Raw genomic sequence first — 17,906 nt, 5'->3', positions numbered from 1 at the left:
GAGTGGTTTTCAAGCGCCGAGATCGACGCTCTCCCATTCAGGCCGCATCTGAGTTTGTCTATCCACGTGGCGGATGGACCCGCGCCTTTCACTATGTCAAACATCGCGTTCGCCGCTTGCCGGACTCGCCCGAGCGGATCGCACGCGGTATCGGGGCAGGGGTGTTTGCAGCGTTTACACCCTTCTATGGCCTGCATTTTCTGGTCGCTGCCATCGGCGCGCGCCTGCTCAACGGCAATATCGTGGCCGCCCTCAGCGGCACGTTCTTCGGCAATCCGCTGACCTATGTTCCGATTGGCGTCATCTGCTTGCAGACAGGGCATTTCCTTCTGGGAACCGAATTCGAAAAAAGCGAAACCCGCGGCCTGATGGGGAAATTCGCGGATGCGATGGGCGATCTGAAGAACAACTTCCTCGCCATGTTTACCGACCGCGTGGCGGATTGGCACGGTTTGGGCTTATTCTACCGCGAAGTGTTCTACCCCTATATGATCGGCGGCATTCTTCCCGGTTTACTGGCGGGGGTAGTCTGCTTTTATCTCAGCCTGCCGCTGATCCGCACCTATCAACAGCGCCGCCGCGCGCGGATCAAAGCCAAATTCGAAGAAATCAAACGTCTGGCCGAAACCGAGGCTGACACTTCGGTGGAAAAGGCACTAGCTTCAGCTCAAACCGTGAAAAAGGAATCGCGCGATGTCTGACACTTATCTGCGTCTTGGTGTGAATATCGACCACGTCGCCACTGTGCGTAACGCACGCGGTGGGGCTTACCCCGACCCGCTGCGCGCCGCCAAGCTGGCCGAAGAGGCCGGGGCCGATGGCATCACGGCGCATCTGCGCGAAGACCGTCGCCATATCTCGGACGCGGATATCGATGGGCTGATGGACGTCCTCTCGGTCCCGCTGAACTTTGAGATGGCGGCCACCGAAGAGATGCAGAAGATCGCCTTGCGGCACAAACCTCACGCGGTCTGTATCGTGCCGGAGAAGCGCGAAGAACGCACCACCGAAGGCGGGCTGGAAGTCGCGCGCGAGGAAAACAAACTGGCCCATTTCATCGCCCCCTTGCGCGATGTCGGCTGTCGTGTGTCGATCTTCATCGCCGCTGACCAACGCCAGATCGAGGCTGCCCACCGCATCGGCGCCGAGGTGATCGAGCTACACACAGGCGCCTATTGCGACGCCTTCGCCGAAGGCCGCATGGAAGACGCCGAGCGTGAGCTGGAAAGCCTGCGCCGAATGTCGACGTTTGCTCATTCGCTGGGCCTCGAAGTCCATGCGGGCCATGGGTTGACCTATGAGACGGTGAAACCTGTAGCGGCCTTCCCCGAGGTGCGTGAGTTGAACATCGGCCACTTCCTGATCGGCGAGTCGATCTTTCTAGGCCTCACCCCCGCCATTCAGGAAATGCGCCGCCTGATGGATGAGGCGCGGGCGTGATCACGCCTGCTTTCGTAGCGATCTGGTTTGCCTGGCTGATGGCCGGTGGCTCACCCGGTCCGGCCACCATGGGCATTGCCGGTACCGCCATGACTGAGGGTCGCCGCGCAGGGCTGGTCTTTGCACTTGGCATATGCGCAGGCTCTGCGGCTTGGGGGATCGCCGCCGCGCTGGGCTTGTCGGCGATCATGCTGGCCAATGTCTGGGTCTTCGAGGTGATCCGTTACTTTGGTGTCGCCTATCTGGGCTGGCTGGCCCTCAAGGCCCTACGCCGCGCTATGACCGCCGGTGAGGTGCCGTTGGGCAAGCCAGTCACCGGGTCGCTACGTACGATCTTTGCGAAAGGTGCAGCCATTCACCTGACGAACCCCAAAGCCATCCTTAGTTGGGGATCAATCTATGCGATCGTGGCCCCAAATGACGCCAGCCTATTGATCTTGTTGGGGTATTTCTGCCTACTCTATGCAGGATCGTTGCTGATCTTCATCGGTTACGCCTTCCTGTTTTCCTCGGTGCGTATGGTTAGCGCCTACCGGCGCGCTCGCCGCTGGTTCGATTTTGCCTTTGCGGGGTTCTTCGGCGTCGCCAGCTATAAGATTTTGACGGTGCGGTTGTCGTGATCCTCGGCGTTGGCACAGACCTCGCGAATATTGAGCGTATCCAGCGCACGCTCGACCGTTTCGGCGACCGCTTCCGCAATCGCGTTTTCAGCGAGACCGAGCAGCGGAAGGCCGAACGTCGCCACGATACCGCAGGCACCTATGCCAAACGCTGGGCCGCGAAAGAGGCCTGTTCCAAGGCGCTCGGCACCGGTCTGCGCATGGGCATCGCCTGGAAGGACATGGCGGTCAGCAACCTGCACACGGGCCAGCCCGTGATGCATGTAACCGGCTGGGCCGCCGACCGGCTGCGCCAGATGACTCCGGATGGTCATGAGGCGATCATCCACGTCACCCTGACCGATGACCACCCCTGGGCGCAGGCCTTTGTGGTGATCGAGGCGCGCCCGCTGCAAGAACCCGGTACGCAGCCTTGACTTGCCCCCGCATGGCCCGCATGTAGCACCCAACACACCAAGGAGCGAAAGAGCAGTATGGCCGAGGACGTCAAAACCGGAAATCCCATCTGGGAGACGATCAAAACCATCGTCTACGCCCTGTTGATCGCAGGCGTTTTCCGCACCCTGTTCTTCCAGCCCTTCTGGATTCCCTCCGGCTCGATGAAGCAGACCCTGCTGATCGGCGATTTCCTGTTCGTCAACAAGATGGCCTACGGCTACTCCTACGCCTCCTGCCCCAGCCTGATCATCCCCAGCGTCGGTCTGAATATTGACGCCGAGGATATCTGCGGCTGGCTTACGGGTGACGACAATACCCGCATCTGGGGCGGAGAGCCCGAACGCGGCGATGTGATCGTCTTCCGCCATCCTGTGACGGGGCGTGACTACATCAAGCGCCTCATCGGTCTGCCGGGCGACCGCGTTCAGGTCCGTCAGGGGCAGATCATTCTGAACGGCACGCCCGTCCCGCAACAAGCAGATGGCGTGTTCACCGAAGTGGCTGCTCCTCAAGGCCCGCAACGCCTGCGTCCGCGCTGCTCCAACGGTCCGGTCGGTATCGGTGGCGTCTGTGAGAAAGAGCGCTTTGTCGAAACCCTGCCAAATGGTGTGTCCTATGACGTGCTAAGTATCGGCAATCAAGGGTCCGACAATACCGGCATCTACACGGTGCCCGAAGGCCACTATTTCTTCATGGGCGACAACCGCGATAACTCTGCCGACAGCCGTCTGCCGCAATCTGCTGGTGGGGTAGGCTATGTTCCTTACGAAAACCTGATCGGTCGCGCAGACCGGATCATGTTCTCGTCGGCTGGCCGGTCTATGCTGTTCTTCTGGACATGGCGCAGCGACCGCTTCTTCAAGGCGGTCAATTGAAGGTATCGGCCGATATAAAGGCATTTCAACACCGCTTGGGGTACGAATTCTCGAACCCCGAGTTGTTGGTGCGGGCACTGACCCACGGTTCAGTTTCGTCCGCTACCCGGCCCGATAACCAACGGCTCGAGTTCCTGGGTGACCGCGTTCTGGGTCTCGTTATGGCGACCGCCTTGCTGGAGGCGGACAAGAAAGCCTCCGAAGGCCAACTGGCCCCTCGTTTTAACGCGCTAGTGCGTAAAGAAGCCTGCGCCGACGTCGCCCGCCAGATTGATCTGGGCGCCGTGCTCAAACTCGGCCGGTCCGAGATGCTGTCCGGGGGGCGCCGCAAACAGGCGCTTCTGGGCGACGCCATGGAGGCAGTGATTGCCGCCGTCTACCGCGACGCCGGGTTCGAAGCCGCTCGCGATGTCATCCTCGCCCTCTGGGGCGATCGCATCCATACAGTCGAATCCGACGCCCGCGACGCCAAAACCGCGCTCCAGGAATGGGCACAGGCCCGCGGCCAGAAACCGCCTAGTTATATCGAGGTCAAACGCAGCGGCCCCGACCACGCCCCGGTTTTCACCATCGCCGCCCGCCTGCAGGACGGGGCCGAGGCACAGGCTACCGCCGGATCAAAACGTCAGGCCGAACAGGCGGCGGCAAAGGCCCTTCTGGACGCGCTGCCAAAATAGCCCCGTTCATCTTCCAAAACCCGATCCGCTCTTCATCTGGCTAAAAATATCCCGGGGGTGAGGCCGGATGAAATCCGGACGAGGGGGCTGGCCCCCTCCCAGTTGGATTGGCGCAGCCAATCCAATCCCTAGACCACGCGGATATACCCGGTCAGACCGGTTTTCTGATGCTCAATCACATGGCAATGAAAGGCCCAGTCGCCGGGATTGTCCGCGACCAGAGCGATCTCGACCACCTCATCCTTCAGCAGTAGCATTGTATCGGTCAGCAAGGGCGGCAGCTTGCGTAGGTTCGACTTCAACGGTGTGAACACAAGCCCATGCAAATGGATCGGGTGCAGGTTCGGCGATTCGTTTCGCAGCCGCAGAACATAGCTTTTGCCCATCTCCAAAACGGCCAGAGGGCCAATGCCCTTGGCGGCATCGCCTTCCCAAGGGGTCCGGTTGATTGACCAGAAATTATATCCCAGAGAGCCACAGAACCCGTTATTCGGCTCTCCCCCCTCGGGCGTCCAGCCAAAGACGAACTCATGTAGCTCAGCCTTGGCCAAATCAGGCCGTACTACCGGGTTTGGGGGCAGTGGTTTCAACTCCCGCAAGTCCCGCGCAACATCCGCGCCTACGGCCCGAAGACGCGCCATCAGGCGATGCGGCTGACCCGGCAGTTTTGCGACCAGATCCACCATCTGTCCCTCGCCTGAGGGCATCGCCACCGCGAAATCCACCCGTTGGCCCGGTCCGACCAGCAGAGGGTCCTCGGCGCTAGGCAGGGGAACCTCGACATCAACCGGATGCCCGTCCCATGCGATGATCCGAGCCCCGGCGCCCTCAAGATGCAGCCGATAGATCCGGGTCGTATCCGTGTTCACCACCCGCAGTCGTACCAACCCGCCCGAGACGTGGTCATAGACAGGCGCATCCAGCCAGTTTGCGGTTTGTAAATTGCCGAATGTCCCGGCTCGCGCAGCGCCGCGCTGGGTGTACGAGGGCAAGAACTGGTCCTCGTCATCCAGCCGGAAATCACGCAGATTGACGACCTGTTCGCTGTCAAATCCGGGATCTTCGGCCTCGGCAATAACCATCATGCCGGTCAGGCCATGGGCCATCTGCTCCATCGTCATGCAATGGGGGTGGTACCAATAGGTTCCGGCATCGGGGGGCGTGAACTCATAGTCGAACAGTTCATTCGGCCCCATTGGCATCTGGGTCAGATAGGGCACGCCGTCCATCGCATTGGGAATACGCAGCCCGTGCCAATGCATCGCGGTGTAGTCCAGTGTCGAGTTGCGCACCGGCAGGCGCATCGCCTCGCCCTGACGACCCTTCAGCACCGGCGGCGGCGCATCAGAGGACAGGCTGACCATCCCGGTCGTCACCTGATCGCGCAGTGCAAAACTGGCCGATTGGATGATCAATTCAGGCGCGGCCGAGGCCAGGCCGAACCCTCCCAACCCGATTGCTCCTGCGGCGGCGCTGCTGCCCAAAAGGAACTCGCGACGTTTCATGATTTGCCTCTTTGATGAAATCCTCGCCTGGCTGTCATCGGCGTGGCGTTTGGCTACAGTTTCACTGCGTTCCGCGGACCGCAATGCGACAAATCCCTCTGGCCTGCGCGGGCATTCTGCTATAGGGGTGCGCACTTGCAAACAGGATCGCAACCACATGACCACACGCGCCGGATTTATCGCCCTGATCGGAGAGCCAAACGCAGGCAAATCCACCCTTTTGAACCGCATGGTCGGGGCCAAGGTCTCGATCGTGACGCATAAGGTGCAGACCACCCGCGCCCGCATCCGTGGCGTGGCGATGGAGGGCGACGCGCAGCTGGTCTTTGTGGACACGCCTGGCCTCTTTAAGCCCCGCCGCCGTCTGGACCGTGCGATGGTTGCCGCTGCGTGGGGTGGGGCGGCTGATGCGGATGTGGTTGTCCTGATGATCGAGGCCCATCGCGGCATCACCGAAGGGGTCGAGCGGATCCTCGAAGGTCTCGAAGAGATCGGACAGGGCCGCACCATCGCGCTGGCCATCAACAAGATCGACAAGGTGCCCTCCGAGAAGCTGTTGGCGCTGACCAGCGACTTGAACGCTCGCTACCCTTTTGCTGAGACCTTCATGATCTCGGCCGAGAAAGGCCACGGCGTCGACGACCTGCGTAAATGGCTGGCGGGTGAGCTGCCTGAAGGTCCTTGGCTTTATCCCGAAGACCAGATCGCCGATCTGCCCCTTCGCATGATCGCCGCCGAGATGACGCGCGAAAAGCTGACCCTGCGCCTGCATCAGGAACTGCCCTATCAGCTGACCGTCGAAACCGAGAGCTGGGAAGAGCGCAAAGACGGCTCGGCCCGGATTGATCAGATCATCTATGTCATGCGCGACGGCCACAAAGGCATCGTGCTGGGCAAAAAGGGCGAGACGATCAAGGCGGTCAGCCAGGCCGCGCGGGCGGAATTGGAAGAGTTCCTCGACCGCAAGATTCACCTGTTCCTGCAGGTCAAAGTCCGGCCCAACTGGTTGGAGGAATCCGAGCGTTACTCGGAAATGGGTCTGGATTTCAAAGACGGCAACGCATGACCCGTCTGACCGCAGACTTCTGGGTTCATGCCTATCTGGCGCGGCTGCGGTTTCAGGAGATCCCGGCCTTCGTGGTGGCGCATGGCGATGACACGGCGGGTGCGGTTCTGGTCAAGCTCAACACGCTTGATGGGCACGCGGTGGCCTTCCAACGCAGCTTTGACCTGATCAGTGGCGCGCGCAAATGGGTAGAACTCTCCAGCGGCGCCGAACGCGATGTGGACGAGGCCATCCAGCGCCAGCGCAGCTTTGACCCTGATCTCTGGGTGATTGAGGTCGAAGACCGGCAGGGGCGGCATTTACTAGATGAAGAGGGGCTGGAATAGCTCCACTCACAGGGACTTGGACAGGCGGCCCAAACCGTCTAGTTTTAAGGGCAGGTCGGCAAAGGCTGATCGTTGAGAAAACCGCAAAAAGGTCAGGTGTTGGCGTGGCTGAAACACTCGCTGAGAAACTTGAAAAATCGAACCTGGGTCATTGGATGCAGCGATTCGAAGGCTTCATGGTCTTCATTGGTGTCGTCGGCCCCTTTGCCACGCTGCCGCAGCTGATCAAGCTGTTTTTCACCCATTCACAACACGCCACCGGCCAGTCGCTTTTGTCCTGGTCCCTCTACGCTGCGCTATCTTTCCTGTGGTTTGCTTATGGGTTGGTGGTCGGGAAGCTGCCGATTTACGTGGGCAATGGGATTTCGATGATCCTCAACCTGTTGATGGTGGTTGGTATCCTGATGCACGCGGGCCTGACGTTCTGAGCGGGCTCTAGCCTAGCACCAGCGGCTCCAGCGACACTCGCAGCGATACGGCGGCGAAGAACAGAACACTGCCTGCTAGAACGAAAACATGCCAAATCGTATTGTGATAGGGCATCCAGTCGGACAGGTAGAAGATGACGCCTGCGGTGTAGACTACCCCTCCGGCAATCATCAGGGCGAATACCGAGGGCGGCAGCTCGTCCAGCAAGGCATGCCCGCTCCACACGGCGGCCCAGCCCATGCCCAGATACAAGACCAGCCCGATCCAGCGAAAGCGGTGCGGGTCCACCATTTTCAGCACCGACCCCAGCGTCGCCGAGGACCAAAGGCCGATCATCAGCCCCGGGGCTTGCGCTCCGGACAGCAGCAGGAAAGGCGTGTAGGTTCCTGCGATCTTCACATAGATGCCCGAGTGATCCAGCCTGCGCAGAACTTCTGACCATCGGTCGCTGACGACCATATTGTAGAGCGCAGAAAAGCTGAGCATCAGGATCAGCGTCATTCCGTAGATCGACGCGCCCATGACCGCGTCCGGGTCGGCGCGATAGTGCATGGTCATGACAATCAGAATGGGAACCGCGATGAGGGCTAGAAACAGGCCCAGAACATGTACAACTCCGTCACTGATGCGCTCGGCCCGGCTGTAGGCTGGCCGGATATGTGCAAAAGATGGCATGGTAAAAGGGTAGGGCCGCTGTCGCCTTTGGGCAAGTCTGCCGGGCTGAACTTATCGTGTGGGTGTCACAGCTGGCGGCGCTGGCGGGTGTTTTTCATCCCCTCTTCATCAAACCGCAATGCTCAGGTCGGATCTTCGCCGGGCTTTGGGTCTTTGTACCGGTTGAGGTCCAGAATGCCCGACTGGATTGGGTTATCCTTCAAAAAACGGGTGTGGATCTGATCGCTGATGGCCCAGAAATCTTCGCTGGTCCGACGCACGCCGAAATCGGCAACCAGCTGCATCCAGTCTTCTTGCGTGGCGACCGCTTTCACAGCCTGAACAAAGTCGGGCAATTGCGCTTCAGGCAGTTTGAAGAAGAAGTTTGGGTAGCTTCCGATCATCTCAGGCAGAATGGTCAGAACGTCTTTTTCGGGCTCTCGCCGGGCGGATTCGTCAAACAGGAAGGCTATGTTGGTATGGGCCTTGTCGTGGATCAGGGTGAAAACCTCGGCTTTCTCGTCGCTTGTCTCGACCACCAGCAAGGAAAGGTCGGGCAGGAACTTGACCCAAGGCCCGGTCTGGCTAGTGAGGGAAGTCAGGGCATTCTGCGCGCAATGCGCGCCATCGCACCGGTTGATCGGGTCTGAGCGCGACCATAGCCCGTTGCCGCGGGCCAAAAGCTGCAGAAAAAACTCCTGCTTGGGGGCGTCCGTTTCAAACGTGATCCTGGTGGGCATCGTGTCGTCGATGCGACGGGTGTGCCAAAAAGTGTGCAATCTGGCCAGAACGCCTCGGTACCAGTTTTCGTGCATCCCCGGCCGCAGATTGCGCGGCATGAAGGTCAGGAAGTTATCCTCACTCTCCATGCGCAATTCGTCCATGTAAATGCGGGTCGCCAGTTGATGCTCGACACGTCCAAACACGTCATATCCAGCGACCAGATTATAGTAGATCCGTTCAAACACCGGATAGTCGATGACCCAGGCAGTTTCTGGAATATCACCATGAAACCCGGTCAGGGCCGAGGCGTTGTCGAAGTGCCGAAACACGGTGATCAAGGCGTTCGGGTTGGTGCCCTCGCCATCCCAGATCGCGTCATAGCCCCAACCGGTCTGATGCGCGGGGCTGTTGCCATAGCGGGTATCGCGGAACTCAAGGTACTGGGCCTGGTTCTGATGCGAGAAGATGTGCAAGTCACCAAGGCTTTGATCCACCTGCGCGACGGGCAGTTCAAGAAGCGCAGCGCCCTCGGCCAGAAAACTTGGGTCGGTGATCGAGAGGTCGGCGTCGGGGTCAAGGAAACTGACCCAGAACCGGTCCTCGATGACGTCAACGGCAGTCTCTCCGTGACAGACGGGGCCGCGGATGAAACTGCGTACGAAGAACAGCGCGTCGTCCAACAGGAATTGATAGCGGCTGCGCGCGGGGATCGCCGCGAAGGTCGAGAACGGGTCTCCGCCTTCGGCATCGCCATAGGAGGGCAGGTCGGTCAGCGACCAGTTGGGCTGTAGGAAAAGCGCCTGAAACCGCGCCATGCGATCAGGGCTTAGCGTGTAGACCAGATGTTCCTTGTGGACGATGGTCTCATCGATCTGTTGCAAACGGTAGAAGAAAGGGTCAGCGCCGGGATCATCAAACGGGCGGCGGGTGGCGATGATGTCGATCTCTTCTCCATTGGGCGTTCTGGACCGGACGATTTGAAAGAACCGCCGTGGGTCATCGCCTTCGAAATGCAGGCGAGCCAGAAACAGATGTTCGAACAGATACCGGCTCATCAATTGCGCGCGCGGGTCGGGGGCGTTCAAAAACGCTTCCCAAGCAGTAACCTGCTCTTGGATATCGTCCGGCAATGGCGTAGCCGCGTCAGGCAAGGCCGATCCGTTCTGCACCCAGTCCATCAACAGCGCATGCTCTGAGGCTGATAGTGGCGCGGTCCCATAGGGCATTCCGGCCATTGGATGGCTTTCGCGGAAGGCGTCGAACTCCTGATCGGTTGGACAGACCAAGGGGCGGTCAAGCGCTAGCTCCAACGAGTCCGGCAGGGGCGCGTTGGGAGGCAGAGGGTTCTCGGCCCCCAAAGCCAGATAGCGCTCCAGCAGGCTGGTCTCGCCTTGTGCCTGTGGAAGAACCGGATGGAACCCCAAATCCCGCCACCCCTCGACCGTTGTAGCATCCTGCCCCAAACGGGTGGGTTGGGCATCTTCCAGACGCTGCGAATGGTAAACCGCCAGCTTACTGCCGCCGCGCAGCAGCCCCTCGGGCGAGGTCAGCTTGACCTGACAGGGCGCGTCGTAGCAGCCGTGGCAAACCACGCATCGCTTGTCGAGAACCGGCTTGACCTGCGACCAGTCTGCCTGGGCGAATGCGGAAAGAGGGCTAAAGCCGATAAAGCTTGCAAATAGCGAAACCCAAACTCTACCTGGCATCTTTGTCCTCCCGCCCAACGCGCGCCCAATGATAATCTTGGACCAAGCGCCCGGTTTGTCGAGTCCCCATCCCGCTTGCGCCCGCCGCGCAGTTGCGCTCTTGTGAGGCGACCGATTTCCAACCCCGACCGGAGCTTGCCTTGGACTGGCGCGATCACGGCATCTTACTGACCACGCGCCGCCACGGTGAAACGGCTGCGATCATCGAGGTCTTCACCGAGGCACATGGCCGTCACGCGGGCGTGGTGCGCGGCGGAACCAGCCGAAAGATTGCGCCGATCTTGCAGCCCGGCGCGCAGCTGGACGTGCTGTGGCGGGCGCGACTTGAGGAACATATTGGCACCTTCCAGGTCGAACCCCTGCGCTCGCGTGCAGCAGCGGCATTTTCTGGTCGGCTGGCGTTGGCAGGGCTGAACGCCGTGGTGTCGCTGTTGTCCTTTTGCCTGCCCGAACGTGAGCCGCATCCCGCAATCTACAGCCAGACCGAACAGTTGATGGATCTGCTCGGGCAGGATGAGATATGGTCGCTGGCCTATCTGCGGTGGGAACTTGCGCTGCTTGAGGAGCTGGGCTTTGGCCTCGACCTGTCCTCCTGCGCTGTGACAGGCGCGACCGAGGGGTTGGTCTATGTCTCGCCCAAAACGGGTCGGGCCGTCAGCGTTGAAGGCGCAGGGGAGTGGGCCGACCGCCTGTTGCCCCTGCCACCCTGTCTGCGGGGCGAAGGGACGGCCCCGGATGCCGAGATCGTGCAGGGGCTGAACACGACGGGGTATTTCATGGAACACCGCGTTGCGCCCGCGCTGGGCCATCATCCACTGCCCGAGGCGCGGGCGCGGTTCGTCGAGAGGCTTACTCGGCGGCTTTGAACACCATCTCGTGCCCGTCCTCATTGCGCAGAATAAGAACATCGCCCGAAACCTCGGATTGGGTCATCGCCAACAGGGCGGCGAAATACATGCCCTCGGCCTCAAGCGCGGCACAGGCGGCGCGGGTGGCGGCAAGGTCCTTGATCTCGAACCATGGATAGGGCGCGTTCAGCGTACCATTGTAGCTATTGCAAGGGGCACTGCCCGCGATCTTGCCCTCTTTGGGGAATTGCAGCAGGGCGCTGGCCTCAAATGGCTGCCCGTCAATCTCTTGCAGCACCCAGGACCGGTCAGACGCGCCATAGGCCGCCACGGTTTCGTCGCGGTCGCATTGAAACAGCGCCATCAAGGGCAGAACGAGGGTCAGGCGTAGCATGGGCACAATCTAGCGCGACTTCGGTTTGTGCTGAACCAGAATCTCAGCTGCCCGCGCTACCAGAGATCAGCTCTTCCCGCACCTCCAGCCGGGGCCGCCAGTTGTAACGGTCGTCTTCCGAGATCTCGCCCCAGAACAGGTCGCCGCTCTGCCGCCAGGGATCAAGGATCACGCCGTCCTTCAGGCTGTCTCCCCGCGCGCTGATCGCTGCCGAATGGTGGATGATGCGGAACGTGGTCGGAGGAGAGGTGGCCCAATGTACATCCAGCGTTTGAAAGTTCTCTTGCTGCAAGCGCCGGGTCATGGCCTGCGCCCAGTCATTGCATAGGCCGTAGTCGCGAAAGCCGTTGATGACCTTGGCGTTGTGAACGATCGGCGAATCCGTCACGTTCCAGTCCCGCTTCAACTGCTGCGAATAGCTGTACGAGATTTCCGCGGCGCGGCGGGCCTCGGCCGGATCGACATCGGGGCCAAGGCTGCGGATCTCAAGCGCCAGCCCATCGACATCCGCCCGTGTAACGGTCGAAGACGGAGCGCAGGCCCCAAGGGTCAGCATCACCAAGGCAGCCAGCAGCGCGGTCAGGCGTATCACGTTTGTCTCTCCGTCCGGGTTTCGAAAGGTCGTGTAAGTGATCTGCGCAGAATCGGGAAGGGGGAAGTTGCAGTGAGGAGTGTTCAGAATTGGTTATGTACGCGTGGTTAGCGCCACGGACAAAATGTGCAGTTCAAGAAAAAAACCCGGCGCGGGCGCCGGGTTCAGTTGGGGAAATGAAGTTGCCGAATTTCGGTCAGCCCAGCAGACGCCGTGCGATGACCTGTGCCTGAATTTCGGCAGCCCCTTCGAAAATGTTCAGGATACGCGCGTCGCACAGGACGCGGCTGATTTTGTATTCCAGCGCGAAGCCGTTGCCGCCGTGAATCTGCAGCCCGTTATCGGCCGCGGCCCAGGCCACACGCGCGCCCAGCAGCTTGGCCATACCGGCCTCTAGATCGCAGCGTTGGCCGTGGTCTTTTTCCCAGGCCGAGAAATAGGTCAGCTGCCGCGCGATCATGATCTCAACCGCCATCATCGCCAGCTTGCCGGACACGCGCGGGAAGTTGATCAGCGATTTGCCGAACTGCTTGCGGTCCTGCGCATATTGCATCGCGATATCCAGCGCGCTTTGCGCCACGCCGATGGCGCGGGCGGCGGTCTGGATGCGGGCGGACTCGAAGGTCTCCATCAACTGCTTGAAGCCTTTGCCTTCTTCGCCGCCCAGAAGGTTTTCACCCTTCACGTGGAAGCCGTCAAAGCCCAGCTCGTATTCCTTCATGCCGCGATAGCCCAGCACCTCGATCTCACCGCCGGTCATGCCGGGGGTGGGGAAGGGGGCTTCGTCCGTGCCGGGGGTTTTCTCGGCCAGGAACATCGACAGGCCCCGGTGGTCGGTGGTGTCGGGGTTGGTGCGGGCCAGCAGGGTCATCACATGGGTCCGGGCCGCGTGGGTGATCCACGTTTTGTTGCCGGTGATCTCATAGTCGCCATCGGCGGTCTTGACCGCGCGGGTGCGCAGGCTGCCCAGATCCGAGCCGGTGTTGGGTTCGGTGAACACGGCCGTCGGCAGGATCTCGGCGCTGGCCAGTTTCGGCAGCCAGTTCGCTTTTTGCTCATCCGTGCCGCCTGCGATGATCAACTCTGCCGCAATCTCGGAGCGCGTACCTAGTGAGCCGACGCCGATATAGCCCCGCGAAAGTTCCTCGGACACCACGCACATGGATGCTTTGGACAGGCCGAACCCGCCGAACTCTTCGGGGATGGTCAGGCCGAAAACGCCCATCTCGGCCAGCTCTTCGATGACCTCGATCGGGATCAACTCGTCCTTCAGGTGCCAATCATGGGCGTGCGGTTCGACCTTTTCGACGGCATAACGGCGGAACTGGTCGCGGATCATCTCAAGTTCTTCGTCCAGACCCGACGCGCCGAACATGGTGGCTCCGGCCTGATCTTCCATGAGAGCGACAAGGCGCGACCGCGCGGCTTGCGTATTGGCCTGTGCCATCAGCGTCTGGATCTCAGAAGTCTGGAACCCGGACAGAGCATCCCAGCCCAGCCCCAGATCCTGCAGGCGGACAACCTCGCCCTGGTTCATGGGGATACCACCGGTGACCTGATGCAGATACTCGCCAAAGGCGATCTGGTGCAGCAGTTGCTCAATCTCGCCAAACTTGCCGTCCGCCTCAAGCGCTTCGGCCCAGCGTTGCATCTGCGCGAGGGACTGATGATAGGTCGCCAGCCATGCCAGCCCGTGAGCGGCTGTCTGGTTCGCCTCGATCAACGCGCCCGAGATGCGACCGTCCGCCTCGACCATAGACCGCACCGAATCGCGCGCGCGCTCAAATACAGCTTCGACCGCTGGTACGGCGGCCTTTGTCAGGGCCAGAAGGTCCGGCAAAATCGCAGCTGTCGTCATCTGGGTCATATCCTGTCCGTCGTGGGCCATGAATCACGTCCTCTTTTGCATCGTCTGGTCATATCATGCTGCACGTGCAGCGCAACAAAAATACTTATTACGCTGCAAAAAAGTTCAAATATTACCTTGGTATTTTTGCAGTGCAGAGAGCGCACAGGGTGATATCTAGACGGCATGACATTGTTTTCCACACTCTCTCCGACGGATCTTGCCCTTGCCGCCGCGATTGCCTGTCTTGCCGGATGGGTCAAAGGCATGGTCGGTTTCGCGATGCCGATGGTTCTGGTTTCGGGGTTGAGTATGTTTCTGCCGCCCGAGCTTGCTGTTGCCGGTCTGATCTTCTCGACCGTTGTGACCAACGGCGTTCAGGCGCTGCAGGAAGGGGAGCGGGCGGCTATTGCCTCGATCCGGCGGTTCCGGGTCTTTCTGAGCGTTGGTTTGATCTTTCTGCTGATCGGAGCGCAGTTGGTGACGCTGGTTCCGGCCTCGACCTTCCTGATGTTGATCGGCATTCCGGTGACAGCCTTTGCATTGCTGCAGATCCTCGGGGTCACCTTTTCCCTCAAGGAAGCATCAGCGCGTATCGAAGCGATCTTCGGCGTAATTGCGGGTTTTGTCGGTGGGATTTCGGGCGTATGGGGGCCTCCGACCGTGGCGTATCTGACGGCCCTGAACACCCCAAAGCAAGAGCAGTTGAGAGTGCAGGGCGTGATCTATGGTTTGGGTGCTATTGCGTTGACAGTGGCACATATCGGATCAGGGATACTGAACCGAGAGACAGCGCCGTTCTCAGCCGTTTTGGTCGTGCCAGCCCTTGCGGGTTTGTGGCTGGGGATGCGGTTGCAGGACCGAATTGATCAGGCCCGGTTTCGGAAAATCACCCTGTTGGTGCTGCTGATTGCCGGGCTGAACCTTGTCCGCCGTGGTCTCTTCGGTTAGCGGATCAAGCCCGCTTGTCCGCAAAGCGAAACGCGAAATAGAGGCCGAGCATCAGGAAGAAGAGGCCCGAGACGTCTCCGATCAGAAAGGCTATGTACTCAGCGGTCGCACTGCCGAAGGCCAAATTCGTCAGACCTGAGACCAGGAACGAGGTCACGACGCCGACGCCCATGATGCAAATCCAGCAGGGTTTGCGGTCAGCGCGCGGGAACAAATCCCATCCGAGCCACTTGCAGAGATAGAAGACCGCGGGAACCGTCGTTACGGCGATTGCCATCGCCATAAGACGACTGGGTAAGAAAACATCGCTGCCGCCGAGAGCTGCGAAAACGATGAAAACACCGGGAAGAAGGGCAAAGATCGCCCTCCAGCCCAAGAGCCACGCGGATAAAACGCGCACGCCATGTGGCAGAAACAGCAAACTTGCCCGGCTTGGATATTCGGGAAAGAACAAGTTCTGCAAAGGCATCAGGACCTCAAAAGTGAGGAAGGATGCGATTACATAGGCCAAAGAGGCAAAAAATGTTTCCGAGGCCCACTTGCGCACGTCGATCAGCCGTTGCTCTGCCGGGGCGCGGCGTCACCGTGGTGCATGTACGATATACCGTCCGCGATTGGCTGTGCCGCTTTGCGACAGATAACCCTTTTCGACCAGCGACTTCAGCGCGCGGAAAAAGGTGGGCCGCGAAACGCTCTGGACCAGAGTGTGTTCGATCAAGCCGAATGTCCGGACTTCTTGGTCGGCTTTCGATAGCTCTTCGGCTGCGTAATAAATGTCGCGCTCGACCGGAGAAAGCTGTTCAAGGCCCAGTGTGCGCTCCATGCTTTGCATGAGCTTGCGAAGTTCGGTGAGTTTCGAGATTTCGGTCATATCTTACCTGTCTTTTTCGTGCCAACGCGGCCAAAGCCGAAACCTGGAAATATGTCCAAACACCGTGGTGTCTGGCTGGTTTCATATTGACACTTTACCCCATCTACTTAGACTAGCGTTGTGATTAGGTTGCCCAATTCGCTGGTGTGAGTGTCCGCGCATGAGCTGCCCAAAGGTTATTTTAAGATTCGGCCCGGTGCAAAAGCTCCGGGCCAATTTAATGTAGCGACTGTAGCGTATCGGAAACTTCGGAACAACGCATTTGTATATGCTGTTTCCGCGCGGTAACCGGAAGGTGAACGTACAGGCAAAGAAAAGGGCGCCGAAGCGCCCTTGATTCAGGTCAGCCGATGGCAACAGCCTTGATGTCTTCGTCGATGAACGGAATGTACTGTTCAAAGTTTTCCGCAAACATCTGCACCAGCTTCTCCGCCTGCTTGTCGAACGCAACCTGATCATCCCAAGTGCGGCGCGGATCCAGCAGAACCTCCGGCACTCCGGGGACCGAGACAGGCACGTCAAAACCAAAGTTGGCGTCCTTGCGGTACTCGGCATCGGCCAGCGAACCGTCCAGCGCAGCGGTAAGCAGGGCACGGGTTGCCTTGATCGGCATCCTGCTGCCGATCCCGTAGGCGCCACCGGTCCAGCCTGTGTTGACCAGCCAGCAGGTCGCGCCATGCTGGGCAATCTTGTCACGCAGCAAGTTGCCATAGGCCTCAGGGCGGCGCGGCATGAACGGCGCGCCAAAGCAGGTCGAGAAGGTCGGTTGCGGCTCGGTCACGCCACGTTCGGTACCTGCCACCTTAGAGGTGAAGCCCGACAGGAAGTGATACATCGCCTGCGCCGGTGTCAGCCGTGCGATCGGAGGCAGAACGCCAAATGCGTCACAGGTCAGCATGATGATGTTCTTCGGGTGACCACCCAGAGCGCTGCTGGATGCGTTCGAGATATACTCCAGCGGGTAGGCACAGCGCATGTTCGCTGTCAGCGAGTCATCGTCGAAATCAAGTTCCTTGGTTTCGGGATCGAAGACCATGTTCTCGATCACGGTTCCGAATTTCGACGTCGTCGCGTAGATCTCGGGCTCAGCCTCGGCGTTCAGGTTGATGGTCTTGGCATAGCAGCCGCCTTCAAAGTTGAAGGTGCCACGATCCGACCAGCCATGTTCGTCGTCACCAATCAGAATGCGTGCTGGATCGGCGGACAAGGTGGTCTTGCCGGTGCCGGACAGGCCGAAGAAGACGGCAGTGTCGACCGGGTTGCCAACGGCGTGGTTGGCCGAGCAGTGCATTGGCATCACGCCTTTTTCCGGCAGCATGTAGTTCAGAAGGGTGAAGACGGATTTCTTGTTCTCACCCGCGTATTCGGTGCCGCCGATCAGGATCAGCTTGCGGTCGAAGTTCAGTGCAATCACAGTCTCGCTACGGCAATTGTGCTTCGCGGGATCCGCCTTGAAGCTGGGGCAGTTGATGATGGTGAAGTCAGCCGTGAAATCATCCAGATCTTCGCGATCCGGGCGGCGCAGCAGATGGCGGATGAACAGGTTGTGCCACGCCAGCTCGGTGACCATACGCACATTGATCGAATAAGTCGGATCGGCCCCGCCAACGAGGTCCTGCACGAAATAGTCGCGGCCTTTCATATGGGCCAGCATGTCTTCGTACAGTGCGTCAAAGCCTTCGGGGCTCATGGCGGCGTTGTTTTCCCACCAGATGCTGTCGGCGACGCTGTCGGTTTTGACAACATGCTTGTCTTTTGGCGAACGGCCAGTGAACTTGCCGGTGGTGACCAGAAAGGCCCCGCCATTGCCAAGAGTGCCTTCGCCGCGCTTCAGCGCTTCTTCGATCAGCGCTGGTTCAATGAAGTTGTAATAGACATTGCCCAGACCCTCGATGCCCTGATCTTCGAGGCGGAATTGCGGGTTAACCCGTCCAGATGTCATGTG

20 protein-coding genes are annotated in these 17,906 nt (G+C 59.9%); 11 read left to right on the top strand and 9 right to left on the bottom strand.

Features of this window, described 5'->3' with window-relative positions; translation table 11 throughout:
* Positions 1-2: 2 nt before the first annotated feature.
* The 6 genes from ACR0JF_RS19185 to rnc are packed head-to-tail and all read left to right on the top strand — an operon-like array spanning position 3 to position 4,050.
* The gene (locus ACR0JF_RS19185) at positions 3-701 is read left to right on the top strand and encodes a DUF2062 domain-containing protein (RefSeq protein ID WP_170662532.1); all 699 of its coding nucleotides are present in this window, start codon (positions 3-5) and stop codon (positions 699-701) included.
* A complete protein-coding gene (locus ACR0JF_RS19180) occupies positions 694-1,440 on the top strand; it encodes a pyridoxine 5'-phosphate synthase (RefSeq protein WP_170662534.1) in 747 nt (248 codons plus the stop codon). The genes ACR0JF_RS19185 and ACR0JF_RS19180 overlap by 8 nt, the downstream gene beginning before the upstream one ends.
* Positions 1,437-2,060 carry a LysE family translocator gene (locus ACR0JF_RS19175; RefSeq protein WP_170662536.1) on the top strand — a complete coding sequence of 208 codons (624 nt, stop codon included), beginning with the start codon at positions 1,437-1,439 and terminating at the stop codon, positions 2,058-2,060. Before ACR0JF_RS19180 ends, ACR0JF_RS19175 begins: the two co-directional genes overlap by 4 nt.
* Positions 2,057-2,476: a holo-ACP synthase gene (gene acpS, locus ACR0JF_RS19170; RefSeq protein ID WP_170662539.1), complete on the top strand. Its 420-nt coding sequence runs from the start codon at positions 2,057-2,059 to the stop codon at positions 2,474-2,476. The genes ACR0JF_RS19175 and acpS overlap by 4 nt, the downstream gene beginning before the upstream one ends.
* A 57-nt stretch (positions 2,477-2,533) precedes the next feature.
* Positions 2,534-3,373 carry a signal peptidase I gene (lepB, locus tag ACR0JF_RS19165; RefSeq protein WP_170662541.1) on the top strand — a complete coding sequence of 280 codons (840 nt, stop codon included), beginning with the start codon at positions 2,534-2,536 and terminating at the stop codon, positions 3,371-3,373.
* Positions 3,370-4,050: a ribonuclease III gene (gene rnc / locus ACR0JF_RS19160; protein ID WP_170662543.1), complete on the top strand. Its 681-nt coding sequence runs from the start codon at positions 3,370-3,372 to the stop codon at positions 4,048-4,050. The genes lepB and rnc overlap by 4 nt, the downstream gene beginning before the upstream one ends.
* A gap of 128 nt (positions 4,051-4,178) precedes the next feature.
* Here the strand turns inward: rnc and ACR0JF_RS19155 are convergent, their stop codons facing one another.
* Positions 4,179-5,555, bottom strand: a complete 1,377-nt coding sequence (locus tag ACR0JF_RS19155) for a multicopper oxidase family protein (RefSeq protein ID WP_170662545.1) — start codon at positions 5,553-5,555, stop codon at positions 4,179-4,181.
* A gap of 157 nt (positions 5,556-5,712) precedes the next feature.
* On the opposite strand from ACR0JF_RS19155, the gene era reads away from it, so the two are divergent.
* The 3 genes from era to ACR0JF_RS19140 all read left to right on the top strand — a co-directional run bounded on the left by era (position 5,713) and on the right by ACR0JF_RS19140 (position 7,375).
* Complete coding sequence (gene era / locus ACR0JF_RS19150; RefSeq protein ID WP_170380441.1) at positions 5,713-6,621, top strand: GTPase Era; 909 nt, start codon at positions 5,713-5,715, stop codon at positions 6,619-6,621.
* Complete coding sequence (locus tag ACR0JF_RS19145) at positions 6,618-6,947, top strand: DUF1491 family protein (protein WP_170662547.1); 330 nt, start codon at positions 6,618-6,620, stop codon at positions 6,945-6,947. Before era ends, ACR0JF_RS19145 begins: the two co-directional genes overlap by 4 nt.
* 104 nt (positions 6,948-7,051) lie before the next feature.
* On the top strand, positions 7,052-7,375 hold the full coding sequence (locus ACR0JF_RS19140; RefSeq protein ID WP_170662549.1) for a SemiSWEET transporter: 324 nt from the start codon (positions 7,052-7,054) through the stop codon (positions 7,373-7,375).
* Positions 7,376-7,382: 7 nt separating this feature from the next.
* Here ACR0JF_RS19140 and trhA read toward each other — a convergent pair whose 3' ends face one another.
* Both trhA and ACR0JF_RS19130 read right to left on the bottom strand, forming a co-directional pair.
* Positions 7,383-8,051 (bottom strand): PAQR family membrane homeostasis protein TrhA, encoded by a 669-nt coding sequence (trhA, locus tag ACR0JF_RS19135; RefSeq protein ID WP_170662551.1) that lies wholly within the window; start codon positions 8,049-8,051, stop codon positions 7,383-7,385.
* Between the two features lie 122 nt (positions 8,052-8,173).
* A complete protein-coding gene (locus tag ACR0JF_RS19130) occupies positions 8,174-10,459 on the bottom strand; it encodes a fatty acid cis/trans isomerase (RefSeq protein ID WP_170662553.1) in 2,286 nt (761 codons plus the stop codon).
* A 140-nt stretch (positions 10,460-10,599) separates the two neighbouring features.
* On the opposite strand from ACR0JF_RS19130, the gene recO reads away from it, so the two are divergent.
* Positions 10,600-11,325: a DNA repair protein RecO gene (recO, locus tag ACR0JF_RS19125; protein ID WP_170641386.1), complete on the top strand. Its 726-nt coding sequence runs from the start codon at positions 10,600-10,602 to the stop codon at positions 11,323-11,325.
* Here recO and ACR0JF_RS19120 read toward each other — a convergent pair.
* From ACR0JF_RS19120 to ACR0JF_RS19110, 3 genes are all read right to left on the bottom strand, one after another.
* Complete coding sequence (locus ACR0JF_RS19120) at positions 11,309-11,701, bottom strand: META domain-containing protein (protein ID WP_170662555.1); 393 nt, start codon at positions 11,699-11,701, stop codon at positions 11,309-11,311. The two genes, recO and ACR0JF_RS19120, sit on opposite strands and share 17 nt — an antisense overlap.
* Before the next feature lie 43 nt (positions 11,702-11,744).
* Positions 11,745-12,293, bottom strand: coding sequence for a hypothetical protein (locus ACR0JF_RS19115; RefSeq protein WP_480669669.1), 549 nt, complete (start codon positions 12,291-12,293; stop codon positions 11,745-11,747).
* A 196-nt stretch (positions 12,294-12,489) separates the two neighbouring features.
* Positions 12,490-14,181, bottom strand: a complete 1,692-nt coding sequence (locus ACR0JF_RS19110) for an acyl-CoA dehydrogenase family protein (RefSeq protein WP_170662557.1) — start codon at positions 14,179-14,181, stop codon at positions 12,490-12,492.
* A 144-nt stretch (positions 14,182-14,325) separates the two neighbouring features.
* Here ACR0JF_RS19110 and ACR0JF_RS19105 point away from each other — a divergent pair, with 144 nt between their 5' ends.
* A complete protein-coding gene (locus ACR0JF_RS19105) occupies positions 14,326-15,090 on the top strand; it encodes a sulfite exporter TauE/SafE family protein (RefSeq protein ID WP_170662559.1) in 765 nt (254 codons plus the stop codon).
* A gap of 4 nt (positions 15,091-15,094) precedes the next feature.
* On the opposite strand, the gene ACR0JF_RS19100 is transcribed toward ACR0JF_RS19105, so the two are convergent.
* From ACR0JF_RS19100 to ACR0JF_RS19090, 3 genes are all read right to left on the bottom strand, one after another.
* Positions 15,095-15,559: a hypothetical protein gene (locus tag ACR0JF_RS19100; protein ID WP_480565700.1), complete on the bottom strand. Its 465-nt coding sequence runs from the start codon at positions 15,557-15,559 to the stop codon at positions 15,095-15,097.
* Between the two features lie 111 nt (positions 15,560-15,670).
* Positions 15,671-15,961, bottom strand: a complete 291-nt coding sequence (locus ACR0JF_RS19095; RefSeq protein WP_170380432.1) for a hypothetical protein — start codon at positions 15,959-15,961, stop codon at positions 15,671-15,673.
* 343 nt (positions 15,962-16,304) lie between these two features.
* A complete protein-coding gene (locus ACR0JF_RS19090; protein WP_170662561.1) occupies positions 16,305-17,903 on the bottom strand; it encodes a phosphoenolpyruvate carboxykinase in 1,599 nt (532 codons plus the stop codon).
* Positions 17,904-17,906 lie beyond the last annotated feature (3 nt).

The organism is Ruegeria sp. BG11 (assembly GCF_056538565.1).
This window is presented reverse-complemented; position numbering and strand designations above follow the sequence as displayed.

Excerpts from the sequence above, each read along its gene's own strand:
- ACR0JF_RS19120 (WP_170662555.1), bottom strand. The coding sequence starts at position 11,701 with ATGCTACGCCTGACCCTCGTTCTGCCCTTGATGGCGCTGTTTCAATGC.
- era (WP_170380441.1), top strand. The coding sequence starts at position 5,713 with ATGACCACACGCGCCGGATTTATCGCCCTGATCGGAGAGCCAAACGCA.
- ACR0JF_RS19095 (WP_170380432.1), bottom strand. The coding sequence starts at position 15,961 with ATGACCGAAATCTCGAAACTCACCGAACTTCGCAAGCTCATGCAAAGC.
- ACR0JF_RS19155 (WP_170662545.1), bottom strand. The coding sequence starts at position 5,555 with ATGAAACGTCGCGAGTTCCTTTTGGGCAGCAGCGCCGCCGCAGGAGCA.
- ACR0JF_RS19090 (WP_170662561.1), bottom strand. The coding sequence starts at position 17,903 with ATGACATCTGGACGGGTTAACCCGCAATTCCGCCTCGAAGATCAGGGC.
- ACR0JF_RS19110 (WP_170662557.1), bottom strand. The coding sequence starts at position 14,181 with ATGGCCCACGACGGACAGGATATGACCCAGATGACGACAGCTGCGATT.
- ACR0JF_RS19180 (WP_170662534.1), top strand. The coding sequence starts at position 694 with ATGTCTGACACTTATCTGCGTCTTGGTGTGAATATCGACCACGTCGCC.
- ACR0JF_RS19130 (WP_170662553.1), bottom strand. The coding sequence starts at position 10,459 with ATGCCAGGTAGAGTTTGGGTTTCGCTATTTGCAAGCTTTATCGGCTTT.
- ACR0JF_RS19100 (WP_480565700.1), bottom strand. The coding sequence starts at position 15,559 with ATGCCTTTGCAGAACTTGTTCTTTCCCGAATATCCAAGCCGGGCAAGT.
- ACR0JF_RS19105 (WP_170662559.1), top strand. The coding sequence starts at position 14,326 with ATGACATTGTTTTCCACACTCTCTCCGACGGATCTTGCCCTTGCCGCC.
- lepB (WP_170662541.1), top strand. The coding sequence starts at position 2,534 with ATGGCCGAGGACGTCAAAACCGGAAATCCCATCTGGGAGACGATCAAA.
- ACR0JF_RS19145 (WP_170662547.1), top strand. The coding sequence starts at position 6,618 with ATGACCCGTCTGACCGCAGACTTCTGGGTTCATGCCTATCTGGCGCGG.
- trhA (WP_170662551.1), bottom strand. The coding sequence starts at position 8,051 with ATGCCATCTTTTGCACATATCCGGCCAGCCTACAGCCGGGCCGAGCGC.